This is a genomic window from Stenotrophomonas sp. RIT309, from assembly GCF_000632045.1.
GTDB classification, from domain to species: Bacteria; Pseudomonadota; Gammaproteobacteria; order Xanthomonadales; family Xanthomonadaceae; genus Stenotrophomonas; species Stenotrophomonas indicatrix.
In genome coordinates, this window is the sequence record NZ_JFYS01000044.1 from 112,068 (window position 1) to 130,630 (window position 18,563).

Annotated in this window: 14 protein-coding genes; 10 read left to right on the top strand and 4 right to left on the bottom strand. The window is 65.6% G+C overall.

Going from position 1 to position 18,563, the window contains the following annotated elements; all coding sequences use genetic code 11:
* The first annotated feature begins 77 nt into the window (after positions 1 to 77).
* Positions 78 to 866 carry a helix-turn-helix transcriptional regulator gene (locus BW38_RS00485; RefSeq protein WP_025876489.1) on the top strand — a complete coding sequence of 263 codons (789 nt, stop codon included), beginning with the start codon at positions 78 to 80 and terminating at the stop codon, positions 864 to 866.
* Between the two features lie 64 nt (positions 867 to 930).
* Here BW38_RS00485 and BW38_RS00480 read toward each other — a convergent pair whose 3' ends face one another.
* Genes BW38_RS00480 through BW38_RS00465 form a run of 4 tightly spaced genes read right to left on the bottom strand, consistent with a single transcriptional unit; the run spans position 931 to position 5,198 of the window.
* On the bottom strand, positions 931 to 1,656 hold the full coding sequence (locus tag BW38_RS00480; RefSeq protein ID WP_133119351.1) for a hypothetical protein: 726 nt from the start codon (positions 1,654 to 1,656) through the stop codon (positions 931 to 933).
* Between the two features lie 27 nt (positions 1,657 to 1,683).
* Positions 1,684 to 3,414: a pseudouridine synthase gene (locus BW38_RS00475; protein ID WP_032978780.1), complete on the bottom strand. Its 1,731-nt coding sequence runs from the start codon at positions 3,412 to 3,414 to the stop codon at positions 1,684 to 1,686.
* Entirely contained in the window at positions 3,407 to 4,279 is an 873-nt protein-coding gene (scpB, locus tag BW38_RS00470; RefSeq protein WP_032978782.1) for an SMC-Scp complex subunit ScpB, read from the bottom strand. The genes BW38_RS00475 and scpB overlap by 8 nt, the downstream gene beginning before the upstream one ends.
* A 13-nt stretch (positions 4,280 to 4,292) precedes the next feature.
* Complete coding sequence (locus tag BW38_RS00465; protein WP_025876498.1) at positions 4,293 to 5,198, bottom strand: ScpA family protein; 906 nt, start codon at positions 5,196 to 5,198, stop codon at positions 4,293 to 4,295.
* 373 nt (positions 5,199 to 5,571) lie between these two features.
* On the opposite strand from BW38_RS00465, the gene BW38_RS00460 reads away from it, so the two are divergent.
* From BW38_RS00460 to BW38_RS00420, 9 genes are all read left to right on the top strand, one after another.
* Positions 5,572 to 5,871: a YciI family protein gene (locus BW38_RS00460; protein ID WP_025876500.1), complete on the top strand. Its 300-nt coding sequence runs from the start codon at positions 5,572 to 5,574 to the stop codon at positions 5,869 to 5,871.
* Positions 5,868 to 6,143: a BolA family protein gene (locus BW38_RS00455; RefSeq protein WP_032978785.1), complete on the top strand. Its 276-nt coding sequence runs from the start codon at positions 5,868 to 5,870 to the stop codon at positions 6,141 to 6,143. Before BW38_RS00460 ends, BW38_RS00455 begins: the two co-directional genes overlap by 4 nt.
* Positions 6,144 to 6,292: 149 nt before the next feature.
* Positions 6,293 to 7,330 carry a LacI family DNA-binding transcriptional regulator gene (locus BW38_RS00450; RefSeq protein WP_033831551.1) on the top strand — a complete coding sequence of 346 codons (1,038 nt, stop codon included), beginning with the start codon at positions 6,293 to 6,295 and terminating at the stop codon, positions 7,328 to 7,330.
* Positions 7,331 to 7,406: 76 nt separating this feature from the next.
* Positions 7,407 to 10,493, top strand: coding sequence for a TonB-dependent receptor (locus tag BW38_RS00445; RefSeq protein WP_032978788.1), 3,087 nt, complete (start codon positions 7,407 to 7,409; stop codon positions 10,491 to 10,493).
* Between the two features lie 245 nt (positions 10,494 to 10,738).
* Positions 10,739 to 12,343, top strand: a complete 1,605-nt coding sequence (locus BW38_RS00440) for a glucoamylase family protein (protein ID WP_025876509.1) — start codon at positions 10,739 to 10,741, stop codon at positions 12,341 to 12,343.
* Positions 12,344 to 12,347: 4 nt separating this feature from the next.
* Positions 12,348 to 13,688 (top strand): sugar ABC transporter substrate-binding protein, encoded by a 1,341-nt coding sequence (locus BW38_RS00435; protein ID WP_032978791.1) that lies wholly within the window; start codon positions 12,348 to 12,350, stop codon positions 13,686 to 13,688.
* Positions 13,685 to 14,566 (top strand): sugar ABC transporter permease, encoded by an 882-nt coding sequence (locus BW38_RS00430; protein WP_025876513.1) that lies wholly within the window; start codon positions 13,685 to 13,687, stop codon positions 14,564 to 14,566. Before BW38_RS00435 ends, BW38_RS00430 begins: the two co-directional genes overlap by 4 nt.
* Positions 14,563 to 15,399, top strand: coding sequence for a carbohydrate ABC transporter permease (locus BW38_RS00425; RefSeq protein WP_025876515.1), 837 nt, complete (start codon positions 14,563 to 14,565; stop codon positions 15,397 to 15,399). The genes BW38_RS00430 and BW38_RS00425 overlap by 4 nt, the downstream gene beginning before the upstream one ends.
* On the top strand, positions 15,396 to 18,563 hold the full coding sequence (locus tag BW38_RS00420) for a discoidin domain-containing protein (RefSeq protein WP_032978794.1): 3,168 nt from the start codon (positions 15,396 to 15,398) through the stop codon (positions 18,561 to 18,563). Before BW38_RS00425 ends, BW38_RS00420 begins: the two co-directional genes overlap by 4 nt.

Consider the following 18,563-nt stretch of genomic DNA (forward strand, 5'->3'; position numbering starts at 1 on the left):
AAACAGGGGCGCGCATTGTCGTGGCCGTGCTGATGGCGCACTCTAGTGATTACGACAGTAGATGGATGAAATCGGACATGGCATGGCTGCAGCCCGACGCTCGCTTCGATGCCGATGCCTGGAGCGCCCCGGTGATCGGTATCGCTGCCACGCTGGCCGAGCATGACTCCGGTTGGCACCAGCACGCACGTTCGCAACTGCTGTACACGCGCGCCGGTTGCACGCGGCTGACGTTCGGCGATCGCATCAGCCTGTTGCCGCCATCGCGCGCGGCGTGGATTCCGGGTGGTCTGCTGCACCGCGCGCAGATGCGACAGGCGGTGGACTATCGGTCGCTGTACTTCGATGCCACGCTGTCGGCGCAGTTGCCGCAGCAGCCAGCAATCATTGGTGTCGGTCCCCTGCTGCAGGCGCTGCTGGAGCCGATCGCGCAGGCGCCGTTCGCACATGACTGGCAAGCGCCGCGAGCGGGGCATCAACTGGCGCTGTGCGTGCTTGAGATTGCCGCTGCGCCGGTGGAGCCGATGGAGCTGCCATTACCGCGCGACCCGCGCATCGCCCGCTGCCTGCCGGTGGCCGAGCAGCTGCCGCCCGAACTGGGCGAGCTGGCCCAGCGCAGCGGACTGAGCGTGCGTACGATCGGGCGCCTGATGCAACGCGATACCGGCATGGGCTACCAGGCGTGGCGTCAGCAATGGCGGTTGATGCGGGCCATGGAACTGCTGCTGCTCGGCCATCGTGTCGCGCACGTGGCGCTTGAACTTGGATTCTCGGCAGAGAGTCCGTTCATCGCCTTCTTCCGCAGCATGGTCGCGACCACGCCTGCGGCGTTCCAGCGCGCCGAAAGCGCTCGAGCGGCAGGGTGAGAGTGGAGTGGTCGCGGCCGAACGCGGGGAAGCGGGCGCACGGGCCCGGCTTCCGTCGCCGTGTCTACTGCTGGGCCATCAGCCAGGCCAATGTGCCGCGATGTGGTTCGGGCACGGTGCTGGACGCGGCATCGAGCAGCATCAGCGATGCCCAGCAGACGTCGGCAGCCGGTGCGGTGTCCATCCGCGGCAGTACCGCCATGGCCCGCGCGCGCGTGCTTTCGTCAGCCATCGAGGCGAGCAGGGCCTCGGTCGCCTCGGCAATCTGCTGTTCAGTGGCAGGGGTTGCGGGTCGCTGTTCGAGCTCGGCGAGGCTGGCCTGGTAGCTCATCTCGAACCAGAAATCGATGTCCTGCGACGGACGCTTCTCCAGTTCGTTGAACAAGGTCCTGCCTACCTGCGCAATGTCCGACGCCGTAGTGGCGCGGGCGATCAGTGCGCATTTCTCTACCGGCATTCCGCGCAGCATTGCGGCCAGCAGCTGCGCACGCCGCTCCAGCATGGGGCGGGGCAGGCGGCCGATGCCATCCAGTGCAAGCTGTGCACCGGCGACAGCAGCCTTGTCCTTGCTGCCGGCCTGCTTGATGCGGGTGAGATAGCGCTCATCGACAATCAGCCGACGCAGCATGCGGTCGGCCGGATCGTGCAGGGCCGAAGATTTCGGCCAGGGATTCTGCGTGGCGGCGATTTCCTGCTTGAGCCGGTCGGCAGCGCGTTCGCAGCCGCCGACCAGCAACAGAGCCACCAGCACGGCGCCGATGCGGGCGCCGAGGGACAACATCCGTGTCATCGCTGTGTCCTTCATTGAAGGTGGAGATCAGCCGCCGCGCGGGCCGCTGCGACGCGGGCCACCCGGGCCACGGTTGCCGCCGGGGCCACCCGGGCCGCGGTTGCCACCCGGACCGCCGGGACCACGGTTGCCGCCGGGGCCACCCGGGCCGCGATTGCCGCCCGGACCACCCGGACCACGGTTGCCGCCCGGACGTGCATTCGCATTGCCGCCCGGACGACCGTTGCCGGCCGGACGCGAGCTGCCGTACGGGCTGAAGCCCGGATTGGCGTGGTCGGACGGGAAGCTGGGGGCATTGCCCGGATGGCCGTACGGGTGCTTGTTGCCCTGGCCCTGCGAGCGGTTGCCCGCACCGGCCGGACGACCCTGGCCGCCTGCGCCACCGGCGCCACCGCGACCTTCACCACCGTAGCCACCACGACCTTCACCGCCGTAGCCGCCACGACCCTGGCTGCCACCGGCGCCTGCGCCCGGACCCTTCGGCTTGCCGTACGGACGGCCCTGGCCGCCTGCACCTGCGCCCGGACCACGGGCACCCGGGCCACGAGCGCCCGGACCGGCATTGCGGTGGCCGCTCGGGCCGGTGCTCACGCCATCCGGCACGTACCAGGTACGGAATGCGGCCGGGTTGCCTTCCGGCAGCGAGCGGTCGTTCTTCGGCGCGCGCTGCTTGAACGGGCGCTGCGACTGCTTGGCAGCAGCTTCACCGCTGACGGTCAGGCCGCCCTTGAAACCACCACCACCCTTGCCGCCGCGACCGCGGCCGCGGTCTTCGCGCACGTTGTCGAAGCGACGCAGTTCGCGACCTTCATCGGCGGTGTTGTGACCATTGACGTAAGCGTTGCCGCGGCCACCTTCGCGTACGCGCACGGTGGTCTTGGCAGCACGACGCTGGCCGATCACCGGCTGCAGGGTCAGGGCCGACGGCGCGCCTTCTTCCAGCTTCAGTTCGGCGCGCAGCGCTTCGACCTGGCTGCCCGGCAGTTCGACGGACTGGCCGCGGGCCAGTTCGCGCGGCAGGCTGACCTTGCCGTAGCGGGTGCGCTTGAGGCGGCTGACCTGGCAGCCCTGCGATTCCCACAGGCGGCGCACTTCGCGGTTGCGGCCTTCCTTCACCACGACGCGGAACCAGTCGTGCGAATCGGTGCCGCCGATACGTTCGATCTCATCGAACTTGGCCGGGCCATCTTCCAGTGCGACACCACGGGTGAGGCGGTCGACGACGGCATCGGGCACCTTGTCCTCGCCTTCCGGGGCACGCACGCGCACCACGTACTCGCGCTCGACCTCGAAGGAGGGGTGCATCATGGCGTTGGCCAGCTCACCGTCGGTGGTGGCCAGCAGCAGGCCGGTGGTGTTGATGTCCAGGCGGCCGACGGCGATCCAGCGGGCACCCTTCAGCGCCGGCAGGGATTCGAACACGGTCGGGCGACCTTCAGGGTCTTCACGCGTGGTCACTTCGCCTTCCGGCTTGTTGTAGACCAGCACGCGCGACGGCTCGGCCAGCGCAGTGGCGACGAAGCCGCGGCCGTCGAGTTCGATCCTGTCGCCGCTCTTGACCGACATGCCGGTCTGGGCGACTTCACCGTTGACCTTGACCAGGCCTTCGGCAATGCGCTGTTCCAGCGCACGACGCGAGCCGAGGCCGGCCTGGGCCAGGACCTTGTGCAGGCGTTCTTCCAGCTTGAACTGTTCGGACGTGGCTTCGCGCTTGAGCGAAAGCTTGTTCAACGAGGGCTTGCGGGGGGTGTCACTCATCAGTTTTGCTCCGGCCGACGGTTTCGAGGTCGGCCTCTGGTTCGGAATCGGCTTGGTCAACAGCCACGGTCGTCTTCGCGACGGCGTTGTCTTCGCGTTCGTTCACTGTCACCGCGCGCTCGCCCGGCGCGGAATCGGGGTGCCCATCATCGGAGGGCGAAGGTGCTTGCTCATCGTCGGCCGCCGCAGGAAGTGCGTCGGCAGAATCGGGGGTGTCGCCGGCGGTCGTGCCAGGGTCGTCATTTGCAGCGGCGTCCGGGTCGGCGCTCACGTCCGGGCCGTTGGCACTGGCGGCGAGGGGTGCGTCGCGATCCAGCGCCAGCTGCGGTTCCAGGTCGCCCAGGTCCTTCAGTTCGGAAAGGGGCGGCAGTTCGTCCAGGCGTTTCAGCCCGAAGTAGTCCAGGAAGCCCTTGGTGGTGCCGAACAGGGCAGGCTTGCCAGGCACGTCGCGGTGGCCGACCACGCGGATCCACTCGCGCTCCTCCAGTGCCTGGATGATGTTACTGCTGACCGCCACGCCGCGCACCTGCTCGATCTCGCCACGGGTGATCGGCTGCCGGTAGGCGATCAGGGCCAGTGTTTCCAGGGTGGCGCGGGTATAGCGGGTCTTGCGTTCGGTCCACAGCCGGCTGATCCAGCCATGTACTTCGGCGGTCACCTGGTAGCGGAAGCCCGAAGCCACCTCCACCAGTTCCACGCCACGGTCCTGGCAGCCCTCGCGCAGCCGTTCCAGCGCACGTTCGATGCTGCCCGGTGGTGCCGGCTCATCTTCCGGGAACAGGTCCTTCAGCTGGGCCAGGGTGAGCGGCTGGCTGGAGGCCAGCAGCGCACCTTCGACAATGCGGTTGATCAGCGTTTGATCCATCGGCAGTCAGCGCTCACTCGTTTTCATTGGCGGCGTCGTTGTCGTCGAACTCGCTGCTGAACTGCAGCGGGGCATTGGTATTGCCGGCGGCCAGGGACTTCACGTAGATCGGCGCCAGCGGTTCTTCCTGCACGAGGTCCAGCAGCTGCTCCTTGGCCAGTTCCAGCACTGCCAGGAACGTGACCAGCACGCCCAGCTTGCCTTCTTCGGCGGTGAACAGGTTTTCAAAACGATAGAACCTGCCGTCTTCAAGCCGCCCCAGCACTTCACCCATGCGCTGCCGGACACTCAGCGCCTCGCGCTTGATGGCGTGGCCGGTGAACAGCTCGGCGCGCTTGAGTACGTCGTGCAGCGCCATCAGCATTTCCTTCAGGTCTACCGGCGGCGGCAGCTTCACTGCGGCGCGCTCGGGCATGAAGGCATGTGCCACGGTGGTGTCACGGTCCTGCCGGGGCAGGGCGTCGATATCCTCGGCGGCCTGCTTGAAGCGTTCGTACTCCTGCAGCCGTCGCACCAGCTCCGCACGCGGATCGGCTTCCTCGCCCTCCACGCTGGGGGGGCGGGGCAGCAGCATGCGCGACTTCACTTCCGCCAGGATCGCCGCCATCACCAGGTACTCGGCGGCAAGCTCGAAGCGCAGCTCGCGCATCACGGTGATGTATTCCACGTACTGCCGGGTGATCTCGGCCACGGGAATGTCCAGTACGTCCAGGTTCTGCCGGCGGATCAGGTACAGCAGCAGGTCCAGCGGTCCTTCAAAGGCATCCAGGATGACTTCCAGCGCATCCGGCGGGATGTACAGGTCCTGCGGAATCTGCAGGACCGGTTGCCCATGCACCACGGCCAGCGGCATTTCCTGCTGCTGGGGGGCGGGCGGCCGGGTTGGCGTGTTCGCGTCGAGCGCGAGTTCGGAAGTCATCTAATGGAGATCAGGATTGCAACGGACCAGTCGCGGTAGCTGACACACCGGGCAACTGCCACGGACCGCCAGGACACCAGGCGCGCCTGTCTCGGCGCGGTTCCACACATCAAACAACAGGGCGCTCCGCAGGACACGGCAGCGACAGGACTACGGGGAGGTCGTCTACGTGGCCCGGTCGGGTGGACCGGTTCGAAGCAGCGGGTCGGTCGTCGGGGGCTGCGTTGGCCGCAAAAACCGACGGGCTGCTGCATCCAGCCACGTGCAATGGTCCCTAGGGTAAGCCTTTGCCGCGCCAGTGTCCAGCCGAGGCCGGGCAGGCGGCGGGATTGGCTAGAATTGCTTCACCAGCAACGCAAGCGAGGAAATGCCGGTGTGGTATGTGATTGAAGGATATGACGGCCAGGATGTGCTGGCCCAGCGGCTGCAGGCGCGGCCCGAGCACCTGGCGCGGCTGACCGCGTTGCGCGATGAAGGCCGCCTGCTTCTGGCCGGGCCGTGTCCGGCGATCGACAGCGAAGACCCGGGCCCGGCAGGGTTCAGTGGCTCGGTGGTGATTGCCGGCTTCGACTCGTTGCAGCAGGCCCAGGCCTGGGCCGATGCCGACCCGTACGTCGCGGCGGGCGTCTATGTGCGGGTGCAGGTGCGTCCGTTCCGCAAGGTGCTGCCGTGAACGCGAAACGGATCGAGCAGATTCGTGACGCGCTGCAGCACGCGCTGGCCCCCAGCGTGCTTGAGATCGAAGACGACAGCCATCGCCATGCAGGCCATGCCGGAGCGCGCGATGGTCGCGGCCATTTCAACGTGCACGTGGTCAGCGAGCGCTTCGCGGGAATGGCCCCGCTGGCGCGCCATCGCGCAGTCTACGCCGCCTTGGGCACGTTGATGGAAACCGACATCCACGCGTTGTCCATCCGCGCACACACCCCGTCAGAGCAGGGCTGAAACCCTGTCCCGGGCTGTCCTGGCAGGTCCGTCGAGGGGCCTGCCACGGACAGATTTCTGTGTCCGTTTAGGGACATTCGCCTAACGGACTGTTTACAAGCGCAGATGGAAACGCTTACATTCCGCGCCAATGCTGGTAGGTCCAAGCCGTGGAGGGCGGCTTCGTGAACAAGGCAGCCATAACAATCAAAGACGTCGCCCGTGAAGCCAAGGTCTCTGTGGCCACCGTTTCGCGCGCGCTCAACGGGCATGAAAATGTCGCCGAACCGGTCCGCCAGCTTGTGCTGGAGGTGGCCGCACGGCTGCGTTACACCCCGCATGCCGCCGCTCGCAGCCTGAGCAGCCGCCGCACCAATACGGTGGGCGTGGTGCTTCCGGACCTGTACGGCGAATTCTTCTCCGAACTGATGCGTGGCATCGACAACGTCGCCCGCAGCCGGCGCCAGCACCTGCTGGTGTCGAGCTATCACGGCGACCAGGAGCAGCAAGGCGCAGCCCTGCGTGCCATGCGCGGCCGGGTCGACGGTCTGCTGGTGCTCTCGCCCTATGCCGAGAGCCCCGGGTTCCTGACCGACAACCTGCCGCAGGCATTGCCGACGGTACTCATCAACACCTACCTGCCTGGGCAGGACCATCCGGTGTTGAGCATCGATGACCATGCAGGGGCGATGGCGATGACCCGCCACCTGCTCGATGCCGGCCATCGGCGCATTGCATTCATTTCTGGCCCGGACCTCAACTTCGACGCGCGCGAGCGCCTGCGCGGCTTCCGTGACGCGCTGGCGGCGTTTGGCAGTGGCGCCGAAGGCATCGAGTTGCCCGGTGATTTCGACGAAGCTTCCGGCCATCGCGCCGGTCAGGAGTTGCTGGCAGCCGGCACGCTGCCCGATGCCGTATTCGCCGCCAACGACATGATGGCCCTGGGTTGCCTGTATGCCTTCGCGCAGGCAGGTGTCCATGTGCCATCCGACGTCGCCCTGGCCGGTTTCGATGACATTCCGCTTGCGCGTTTCGTCCACCCGTCGCTGACCACCATGCAGGTCAGCATCGCTGAACTGGGCGATCGGGCGATGTCGCGCTTGTTGCAGTTGATGGACGGCACCTCCACGGATGGGACAGGGGACAAGCAGACCCTGGTCCCGCGCCTGATTGTTCGCGATTCCACCACTCCGCCATCCGGCCATTGAAGCCAGAGGCGTTCCTTCTTTTTTGATTGATCGCAGGTGCCGCGCAAGCGGTCACCGCCACCCGGAGATTGAGTTGATGATGCATTCCACTATCCGCACGCCGGCGCGCCGGCTGCTGAGCACCGCACTGGTCAGCTGCCTGATGCTGGCCGCCGCCCCGAACGTCATGGCGCAGTCGGCCAACGCCAGCCTGCGAGGCCAGGTCTCCGGCGCGCAGGCCGGTGCCGAAGTCACCGCCACCAACGTCGCCACCGGTACCGTGCGTCGCGGCACCGTGCGCGCCGACGGCAGCTATTCGCTGATGGGCCTGGACCCGGGCACCTACAATGTCGTTGCCAACGGCCAGACCCAGAAGATCACCGTTACCGTCGCTTCGACCGCGACGCTGAACTTCAGCGAGGCGGCTGCTGGTGGCACCGGCACGACCGCCGCCACCAACCTGGACACCGTCAACGTCGTCGCGCCGACCCTGCTGCAGGAAGTGCGCACCTCCGAAGTCGGCAAGACTGTCAGCCTGCAGCAGATCCAGACCACCCCGCAGGTGTCGCGCAACTTCCTGGAGTTCGCCGACGCCGTGCCGGGCATGATCTTCACCCGCGATGCCAAGGGCAACACCTCGCTGCGCGGCGGTGCCACCAACTCCGACGGCACCAACGTCTACATCGACGGCGTGGGCCAGAAGAGCTACGTCAAGGGCGGTGGTATCTCCGGCCAGTCCGGCAGCGCCGGCAATCCGTTCCCGCAGCTGGCCATCGGCGAGTACAAAGTCATCACCGGCAACTACAAGGCCGAGTACGGCCAGGTTTCCAGTGCCGCGATCACTGCAGCGACCAAGTCCGGTACCAACGAGTTCAAGGGTGAAACCTTCTACCGTTACACCAACGACAGCATGCGTGCGATGACCCCGGCCGAGCGCCAGCCGGGCAAGAGCAAGGAAGAGTCGGCAGAGAAGGAATACGGTTTCGCCCTGGGCGGCCCGATCATCCAGGACAAGGCCCACTTCTTCGTGACCTATGAAGCCAAGCGCTTCGACCTGCCGGTGACCATCGCCCCGGACGGCGCAGTGACCCCCTCGGCCGCCAACCTGCCGGCTGACGGCGCCGCCGGCCTCGGCCCGGCCAGCCAGCCGTTCCAGCAGGACCTGATCTTCGCCAAGATCGACTTCGAGCCGACCGACAACGATCGCATCGAACTGACCTTCCAGGACCGCGACGAAACCCAGCAGCAGTTCAGTGGCCAGACCGCCAAGGTGCACGGCAAGGTCGTGGACAACACCGACCGCCGTTACGCCCTGCGCTGGAACCACAGCGGTGAGCGCTTCTACAACGAGTTGATGGTGACCCACGAGGAAGCCTTCAACAACCCGCTGCCGTTGAACTACGGCAACGGCATCATCTACACCGCGCCGGATTTCGGTGACTCCGACGCCAACCGTCCGCAGGAGAAGACCCTCGTCCAGGTCGGCGCGGCCGATGCCTTCGCCTCGCAGGTGAAGGGCCAGAAGGGCTGGGCGATCGAGGACAACCTGACCCTCGATGGTCTGCAGTGGGCCGGTGACCACACCATCAAGATGGGTGCCAAGTACAAGCAGATCGATCTGTACGCCTCCGACGCGGCGCAGATCAATCCGCAGTTCTCCTACACCATCGACAACCCCGCCTTCCCGTCCAGCACCCCGTACAAGGCGCAGTTCACCAAGGCCAGCACCGGTGTCACCGGCGTGCAGTCTGAAGTGCGCGCCAAGGTCAAGCAGATCGGTCTGTTCATCCAGGATGACTGGCAGGTCAACGACCACCTGCAGCTGAACATCGGCCTGCGCTGGGATTACGAGAAGAATCCGATCTATACCGATTTCGTGACCCCGCCGGAGGTTGTGAAAGCACTGTTCTCGCAGGATCCGAACGCGCCGGCAGGCGTCTCCCAGACCTACGCCGAAACCCTCGCGCGCAGCGGTCTGGACGTCAACGACTACATCAGCACCGGCCGCAACCGCAAGAACTTCAAGAATGCCTGGCAGCCGCGCCTGGGCTTCTCGTATGACGTCAACGCCGACGAGCAGCACGTGTTCCACGGTGGCGCCGGCCGTTCCTATGATCGCGATCTGTTCGACAACCTGGCACTGGAAACCACAAAGCTGGCGCTGCCGCAGCCGACCGTGTATTTCCGTAACCCGGCCACCGGCAACTGCATGTATGGCCAGACCCCTTGCTTCGACTGGAATCCGAACCTGCTGAACGGCATTGAGAACGTGCAGGCGCTGCTGGGTTCCACCAGCAACGAAGGCATGGAAGTCGATCTGCTGAACAACAACATGAAGGTGCCCTACGCTGACCAGTTCAGCCTGGGCATGAGCAACCAGTTCGGCGAGTGGCTGACCGATGCCACGATCTCGCGCACGCTGACCTATGACGGCTTCGCCTTCACCCTGGGCAACCGCTTCAACAACGGCAATTTCTTTGACAACCAGATGCTGTGTGGTGCCAAGGAGCCGACCTACGGCCAGCCGTGGAACTGCAACATCCCGGGCTTCGGCAGCCTGATCATCGGCCAGCAGGGCATCAAGACCCGCTCCACCCAGCTTCTGTTGTCGGCGCAGAAGCCGTACAGCAAGGAAAGCGGTTGGGGCACCTCGATCGCCTACACCTGGACCAATGCGCGCCACAACCGCAACATCAACGAGCACTACTCGTTCGATCGCGGCACCATCGGCGAGTACCCGACCATCAAGTCCAATGGCGCGCCGCGTCATCGCCTGGTGGTCACCGGTTCGTATGACGGTTTCTGGGGCATCACCTTTGGCGGCAAGCTGACCCTGGCTACGCCGACCCCGGGCAACGATTGGTCCTGCATCGCCCAGGCCGGCAATTCGAACTGCATGCCGACCCCGGCTGCCGGCACCCCGTCGGGCAATGGTCACTTCCTGCTCGGCGGCAAGATCTTCGGCTACCGCTCGCTGGATCTGCAGGCGACCAAGACCTTCAAGCTGGCCGGCGATACCGAGCTGTATGCCCGTATCGACATCATCAACGTGCTCAACTTCGACAACTTCTCGAACCTGAACTACGTGAAGCAGGACGGCACGCTGCTGGTGAGCTACAACGAGACCGGTGACGTCATCGGTACCCCGCGCCAGGTCAAGGCGGAAGTGGGCTTCCGCTTCTAAGCGGAGCGCTGATGCAGCATCACGGAGCCATCGGTTCGCCGATGGCTCCGGTTTCAACGGCAATGGCCGGCCTCCGGGCCGGTCCATTGCCCACGCCATTGCCGGGCAGGGGGCAATGGCGTGGGCAATGACCGCGGTGTCATCAACCACGTTTCCGTGGTTTTTTAAGACCGCACTTTGTAAACGATTTCAGGTCATTGGACGTTATGCTCTTTCATCGATCAGCCCACCGGAGGAACCGCGCCATGCAGGCACGCCACCTGATGACCGCCGCTGCGATGACCCTGGCCATCGCCGCCTGCAAACCGGCCCAGCAGGAGCCTGCCAAGCCGCGCCCGCCGGTGATCCTGATCGAGGCCGACGCACCGCCGCGGCCGATGAAGCCGGAGCTGCCGCCGCTTTTCGATGACATCGAGCGCCGCACCTTCCAGTTCTTCTGGGATACCACCAACGAGATCAACGGCCTGACCCCGGACCGCTATCCGTCGCGGCCGTTCGCCAGCATCGCCTCGGTCGGCTTCGCCCTGACCGCTTATCCGATCGGCATCGAGAACGGCTGGGTCAGCCGCAACCAGGCGATCGACCGCACCCTGACCACCCTGAAGTTCTTCCGCGACGTGCCGATGGGCCCGCAGCGCACCGGCAAGGCCGGCTACAAGGGCTTCTATTACCACTTCCTGGACATGCAGGAAGGGCGCCGCTACGACAGCTGGGTGGAACTGTCCTCGGTGGATACCGCGCTGTTGATGATGGGCGTGCTGTTCGCCCAGTCGTACTACGACGGCGACGATCCGCGCGAGAAGGAAATCCGGCAGATCGCCGACACCCTGTACAAGCAGGTCGACTGGCCGTGGCTGCAGCAGCGTGCGCCGCTGATCTCGATGGGCTGGTTCCCCGAGAACGGCTTCATCGACCATGACTGGATGGGCTACAACGAGGCGATGATGGTCTACATCCTCGCCCTGGGCTCGCCCAGCCACCCGGTCAGCCCGGATGCGTGGACGGTGTGGACGCGCACTTACGACAACGACTGGGGCGTCTACCAGGGCCAGGAATACCTGTCCTTCGGTCCGCTGTTCGGCCACCAGTACAGCCACGTCTGGATCGACTTCCGCGATATCCAGGATGCGTACATGCGCGAGCGTGGCAGCACCTACTTCCTCAACAGCCGTTCGGCGGCGCTGGCCCAGCGCGAGTACGCCATCGCCAATCCGATGAACTGGAAGGAATATGGCGAGAACGTCTGGGGCCTGACCGCCAGCGATGGTCCGCAGAACACCACCCAGGAATACCGGGGCGAGCAGCGCCAGTTCCGCCATTACTCATCGCGCGGCGCAGGCCTGCGCGAGAATTTCGATGACGGTACGATCGCGCCGACCGCCGCGATCTCGTCGGTCGTGTTCGCGCCCGAGGAAGTGATTCCGGCCACGCTGGAGATGCACAAGCGCTACGGCGACTACATCTACTCCAGCTATGGCTTCCTGGATTCGTTCAATCCCAGCTTCAGCTACGACATCCCGATCAAGACCGGGCGGGTGGTACCCGATCGTGGCTGGGTCGCCAGCGACTACATCGCCATCGACCAAGGCCCGATCCTGACCATGATCGCCAACTACCGCAACGACTTCGTCTGGGACGTGATGAAGAAGAACCCGTACATCCGCAAGGGCCTGGAACGGGCGGGCTTCAGTGGAGGCTGGCTGGCGCCGGAAGGCTCCTTCCAGCCGCTGGAGCTGCAGAAGGATGAGAAGGCCGCCGCAGCGCGTGCGGTCGGTATCGCCGAATCACGTGCGGCCGCCGCGCAGGAACAGAAAAACAATGCCAACCGCAACACCGGCCAGGGGAAGTAACAAGGTGCACGACTGGAAACACCGCCTGCGACGCTGGGCATTGCCTGCACTGGCCGCGCTGTTCATGGCCGGCTGTGCCCGCCAGGAGCAGGGCACCACCACCGTGCGCTTCTGGGCGATGGGGCGCGAGGCTGAAGTGGTCAGCGAGCTGATCCACGAATTCGAAGCGGAGAACCCCGGCATCAAGGTCGATGTGCAGAACATCCCGTGGACGGCCGCGCACGAAAAGCTGCTGACCGCATTTGCCGCCGACGGCCTGCCCGATGTGTGCCAGCTGGGCAACACCTGGGTACCCGAGTTCGCCGAACTCAACGCGCTCACGCCGCTGCAGCCGTTCGTGCAGCATTCCACCGTTGTCGATCCGAAGGACTACTTCCAGGGCATCTGGGATACCAACGTGATCCACAACGAGCTGGTCGGGGTGCCGTGGTACGTCGATACCCGCCTGATCTATTACCGCAAGGACCTGCTGGCCAAGGCCGGCTTCGACCATCCGCCGCGCACCTGGGCCGAATGGGACGAGCAGATGGCCGCGATCAAGCGCATGCAGGGCCCGAACCGCTATGCGGTGCTGATGCCGATCAACGAGTTCGAGCAGCAGCTGTCGCTGGCCCTGCAGCAGCCCGATCCGCTGCTGCGCGACGACGACACCCGTGGCAATTTCTCCAGCCCCGGCTTCCGCCGCACGCTGGGGTTCTACGCCAACATGTTCGAGCAGGGCTGGGCGCCGAAGATGTCCGAGACGCAGATCTCCAACGTCTGGGATGAATTCTTCCGCGGCTTCAACGTGTTCTACATTTCCGGCCCCTGGAACATCCGCGAGTTCAAGAAGCTGCAGCCGAAGGAACTGGAAGGGCAGTGGGGCACGGCCGCGCTGCCGGGTCCGGACGGTCCGGGCGCGGGCATCGCCGGTGGAACCAGCCTGGTGATCTTCCGCAAGTCGCAGCAGAAGGAAGCGTCCTGGAAGCTGATCGAATTCCTGTCGCGGCCGGCAATCCAGGCGCGCTTCCACGCGATCATCGGCGACCTGCCGCCGCGTCGAAGCACCTGGAATGCGCCTTCGCTGGCCAACGATCCACTTGCCGCCGCCTTCCGAGACCAGCTGGAGCGGGTCAAGCCGACCCCGAAGGTGCTCGAATGGGAGCGCATCGTGCAGGAAATGCGCATCGTCACCGAACAGGTGGTGCGTGGCGGCCTGCCGCAGGACAAGGCCGTGGCCGAACTGGACCAGCGCGTGGACAAGGTGCTGGCCAAGCGTCGCTGGATGCATGAACAACAACGCCTGCAGCGCAGCGCACCCCCCTCGGGTTCGACCAGTGCAGTCGCGGCCGGGAGCCCGCAATGAAACGTACTTCGCTTGCCGGCTGGATCTTCGCCGGCCCCTCGCTGATCGTGCTTGGTGTGTTCTTCGGCCTGCCGGTGGCTTCGGCGCTGGCGCTGAGCGTGACCGACTTCGACCTGTATGCGCTGGCCGACAGCAGCAACCTGCGCTTCGTGGGTCTTGGCAACTACATCGACCTGCTGCAGACCCCGATGTTCTGGAAGTCGCTGTGGAACACCACCTATTTCGTGGTGATCGGCGTGCCGTTGTCGATCGGCGTATCGCTGGGCGCGGCGATGCTGCTCAATGCCCCGGCCGCGCGCTTCAAGGCGCTGTTCCGCACCGCGCTGTTCGCCCCGGTGGTGACCACGCTGGTGGCGGTGGCGGTGATCTGGCGCTACCTGTTCCACACCAGCTATGGCCTGGTGAACTACGGTCTGGGCCATCTTGGCATCAGCCCGATCGACTGGCTGGGCGATCCCAACTGGGCGATGCCGACCATCATGCTGTTCGCGGTGTGGAAGAACTTCGGCTACAACATGGTGATCTTCCTGGCCGGCCTGCAGGCGATCCCGCATGACCTGTACGAGGCCGCGCGCATCGACGGCGCCTCGCGCTGGAAGCAGTTCCTGCACATCACCCTGCCGATGCTCGGCCCGGTGCTGCTGGTGGTCGGGGTGATCACCGTATCCGGTTACTTCCAGCTGTTCGCCGAACCCTATGTGATGACCCGCGGCGACCCACTGCAGAGCACCGTCAGCGTGCTGTATTTCATGTTCGAGGAAGGCTTCAAGTGGTGGAACCTGGGACGCGCCTCGGCTGTGGCGTTCCTGCTGTTCCTGATCATCCTGGCGGTGACCACCGTGATGCTGCGCTTTGGCCGCAAGAGGCAGTTGGTATGAGTCGTGAAATCGGCCAGTCACGCTGGCACCCGTGGATGATCAATGGCGCGCTGCTGGTGCTGGCCCTGGTCAGCCTGGCACCGTTGCTGTGGATGCTGTCGGTGTCGTTCATGCCGCAGGGCGAGGCCACCCATTTCCCACCGCCGCTGCTGCCGTCCAGCATCACCACGCACAATTACACCGAGCTGTTCGCGCGCACCGGCATGGGCGGCAACTTCGCCAACAGCCTGCTGGTGTCGCTGGCGATCACCCTCGGTTCGCTGCTGCTCAACACGATGGCCGGCTACGCTTTCGCCAAGCTGCAGTTCGCCGGCCGTGAGCGGCTGTTCCAGGTACTGATGGCGGCGTTGGTGATCCCGGCACAGGTGGCGATGCTGCCGCTGTTCCTGTTGATGAAGCAGCTGGGCCTGGTCAACAGTTTCGGCGGCGTGATCGTGCCGGCGCTGGCCAGCGTGTTCGGCATCTTCCTGGTGCGCCAGTACGCCCGCTCCATTCCCGATGAGCTGCTGGAAGCGGCACGCATCGACGGGGCAGGGGAGCTGCGGATCTTCTTCCAGATCGTGCTGCCGATGCTGAAGCCGGTGCTGGTGACGCTGGCGATCTTCACCTTCATGGGCGCCTGGAACGATTTCATGTGGCCCTTGATCGTGTTGACCGACCAGGAGCACTACACTTTGCCGGTGGCCCTGGCCACCCTCTCGCGCGAACACATCATGGACGTGGAAATGATGATGGCCGGCGCAGTGGTCACCGTGGTTCCGGTGCTGGCGCTGTTCCTGGTGCTGCAGCGGTACTACATCCAAGGATTGTTGCTGGGGAGTGTGAAGGGATGATGCGTGCGATCGCCGTTGGACTGGGCCTGTTGTGGTCTTCCCTGGCGATCGCCGCACCACCGGCGCTGCCCGCGCCGAAGGTGCTGGATGATTTCGACGACATCAGCGCCTGGAAGCTGGTGTTGTCCGACCAGGTCAGCGGCTCGCTGCGGCCGGTCAGTGGCGCTGGCGGTGGCCGCGCGCTGTGCCTGGATTACGACTTCCATGAGGTCTCCGGTTACGTCGGCATCCGTCGTCCACTGAACATCGAGTACCCGGCCAACTATCGTTTCGGCTTCCAGCTGCGCGGTGATTCGCCGTCCAATGACCTGCAGTTCAAGTTGATCGACGCCAGCGGCGACAACGTGTGGTGGGTCAACCGCCCCGGTTATGCCTTCCCCAAGGCGTGGACGCCGGTGGAGTACCGCCGCCGGCAGATCGACAAGGCCTGGGGGCCATCGCCAGAGAAGGACATGGCGCGCAGCGCGTCGATGGAATTCACGGTCTACAGCAAGGTCGGCGGTCGCGGTACCGTGTGCTTCGACAAGCTGACCCTGCAGGGGCTGCCCGCGCAGGATGATTCGGCGCTGCGGCCCTCGGTGATCGCCGATACCGCAACCGCGCTGCAGGACCGGATGATCGACGGCAAGTCCGATACCTTCTGGATCAGCGGTGGGGTCAAGCAGCAGACCATCAGCCTGGACCTGCACAAGAGCCGCGAGATCGGCGGTGCGGTGATCGACTGGCTGCCCAGCCTGGAAGCGAACCGCTACACCGTGCGTATCTCCGAGGATGGCCGTGACTGGCGTACCGTGCGCGAAGTGACCGCAGGTGCCGGAGGCCGGGACTGGCTGGCACTGCCCGACACCGATGCGCGCTACGTGCGTTTCGACCTGCAGGGCGGGCCGAACTGGCGCTACGGCATCCGTGACATCACCCTGAAGCCGCTGGCGTTCGCCGCGACTCCCAATGCCTTCCTGTCCTCGGTGGCGGCCGACCTGCCGCGTGGCGCATTGCCGCGCGCTTACGTTGGCGAGCAACCGTACTGGACGCTGCTTGGCCTGGACGGTGGCCAGGAACAGGCGTTGATCAGCGAGGACGGTGCGCTGGAGCCGGCCAAGGGCAGCTTCAGCATCGAGCCGTTCATCCGCCTCGACGGCAAGCTGCTTGACTGGTCGAACGTTGCCATCAGCCAGTCGCTGCAGGATCGTTACCTGCCGATCGCCACGGTCGACTGGGTGCACGAGAAGGCCGGCCTGTCGGTGACCAGCTTCGTGCAGGGCACGCCCGAACGCGCCCAGCTGATCGGGCGCTACCGCTTGAGCAATCCGGACAAGGTCGCGCACGAATACACCCTGGCCCTGGCGATCCGCCCGTGGCAGGTCAATCCACCCACCCAGTTCCTCAACACCGTGGGCGGCTTCAGCCGCATCGACAGCCTGGACGTGGGCGAGCAGCTGGTGCGCATCAATGGCGAACCGCGGCTGTATCCCCTGCAGGTACCGGATGCGCGCTTTGCCAGCAGCTTCGACGGCAAACTGGATGCGATGCACCTGGCCAGCGGCAAGCTGCCCGGCACTACTGCGGTGAAGGACCCGACCGGCATGGCGTCCGGCGCACTGTTGTACACGATCAAGCTCGAACCCGGGCAGAGCCGCGAGGTGGCGATCGTGCTGCCGCAGACCGGCAGCTGGGCGCCGCAGGCGCTGGACGTGGCCAAGGCACAGCAGCAGGTGGCGACGATGTGGCGCGACAAGCTGGGCGTGGTGACCCTGCAGGTGCCCGCCGCCGGCCAACCGCTGGTGGAAACCCTGCGCACCGCGGTGGCGCACATGCTGATCTCGCGGGTCGGCCCGCGCCTGCAGCCCGGTACGCGCTCCTATGCACGCAGCTGGATCCGCGATGGCGCGATGATCTCCGAAGGCCTGCTGCGGATGGGGCGCAGCGATGCCGTGCGTGACTACGTGACCTGGTATGCGCCCTATCAGTTTGAAAACGGCAAGGTGCCGTGCTGCGTCGATGCGCGTGGCAGCGACCCGGTGCCGGAGAACGACAGCCACGGCGAACTGATCTACAACATCGCCGAGTACGGCCGCTATACCGGCGACACGGCCTTCCTCGAGCAGATGTGGCCGCATGTGCTGGGCGCCTACAGCTACATGGAGCAACTGCGCGGCAGCGAGCGCACCGAGGAGAACCGCGCGCGCAATCCTGCCTTCTACGGGATGATGCCGGCCTCGATCAGCCACGAGGGCTATTCGGCCAAGCCGATGCATTCGTACTGGGACAACTTCTGGGCGCTGCGTGGTTACAAGGACGCCGCGCAACTGGCGGCGCAGCTGGGCAAGGTCGAGGCGATGCAGATCAGCGAGTCGCGCGATCAGTTCCGTGATGACCTGCAGGCCTCGCTGCTGGCGGCCATGCAGCAGCACCGCATTGATTACCTGCCGGGCTCGGCCGAGCTGGGTGACTTCGACGCCACCTCCACCACGATCGCGTTGGCGCCGGGCGGCGAGCAGGGGCGGTTGCCGCAGGAGGCGCTGGACGCGACCTTCCAGCGTTACTGGAACGAATTCGTCGCGCGCCGCGATGGCAAGCGCGAATGGAAGGACTACACGCCGTACGAATGGCGCAACGTCGCCGCGTTCGTGCGCCTGGGATGGCGTGATCGTGCCTGGCAGGCCACCGAGTTCTTCTTCAAGGATCGTGCGCCGCAGGCCTGGAACCAGTGGGCCGAGGTCGTCTCGCGCACGCCGCGCAAGCCGTTCTTCGTGGGTGACCTGCCGCATGCCTGGGTGGCCTCGGACTTCGTCCGTTCGGCGCTGGACATGTTCGGCTACAACCGCGATGCGGATGAGGCGCTGGTGCTGGCCGCCGGTATCCCGGTGGCGTGGCTGCAGGGCGAGGGCATTGCCGTGCAGGGCCTGCGCACGCCGCAGGGGCAGCTCAACTATCGCCTGCAGCGCAGCGACAAGCAGCTGGTGCTGGAAGTGCAGCCCGGGTTGGTGTCGCCGGCCGGTGGCGTGGTGCTGCCATGGCCGTATGCAGGCGAGCCGGGCCAGGCGACGGTCAACGGCGAGGCGGCGGAATGGGTCAACAACGAGCTGCATGTGCACCAGTTGCCGGCACGCGTCGAGATCGATGTGCCCAGCGCGGTGCGCCGCGCCGAACGCAAGGAAAAGTAA

Excerpts from the sequence above, each read along its gene's own strand:
- BW38_RS00485 (WP_025876489.1), top strand. The coding sequence starts at position 78 with ATGGCATGGCTGCAGCCCGACGCTCGCTTCGATGCCGATGCCTGGAGC.
- BW38_RS00480 (WP_133119351.1), bottom strand. The coding sequence starts at position 1,656 with ATGACACGGATGTTGTCCCTCGGCGCCCGCATCGGCGCCGTGCTGGTG.
- BW38_RS00475 (WP_032978780.1), bottom strand. The coding sequence starts at position 3,414 with ATGAGTGACACCCCCCGCAAGCCCTCGTTGAACAAGCTTTCGCTCAAG.
- scpB (WP_032978782.1), bottom strand. The coding sequence starts at position 4,279 with ATGGATCAAACGCTGATCAACCGCATTGTCGAAGGTGCGCTGCTGGCC.
- BW38_RS00465 (WP_025876498.1), bottom strand. The coding sequence starts at position 5,198 with ATGACTTCCGAACTCGCGCTCGACGCGAACACGCCAACCCGGCCGCCC.
- BW38_RS00445 (WP_032978788.1), top strand. The coding sequence starts at position 7,407 with ATGATGCATTCCACTATCCGCACGCCGGCGCGCCGGCTGCTGAGCACC.
- BW38_RS00440 (WP_025876509.1), top strand. The coding sequence starts at position 10,739 with ATGCAGGCACGCCACCTGATGACCGCCGCTGCGATGACCCTGGCCATC.
- BW38_RS00430 (WP_025876513.1), top strand. The coding sequence starts at position 13,685 with ATGAAACGTACTTCGCTTGCCGGCTGGATCTTCGCCGGCCCCTCGCTG.
- BW38_RS00425 (WP_025876515.1), top strand. The coding sequence starts at position 14,563 with ATGAGTCGTGAAATCGGCCAGTCACGCTGGCACCCGTGGATGATCAAT.
- BW38_RS00420 (WP_032978794.1), top strand. The coding sequence starts at position 15,396 with ATGATGCGTGCGATCGCCGTTGGACTGGGCCTGTTGTGGTCTTCCCTG.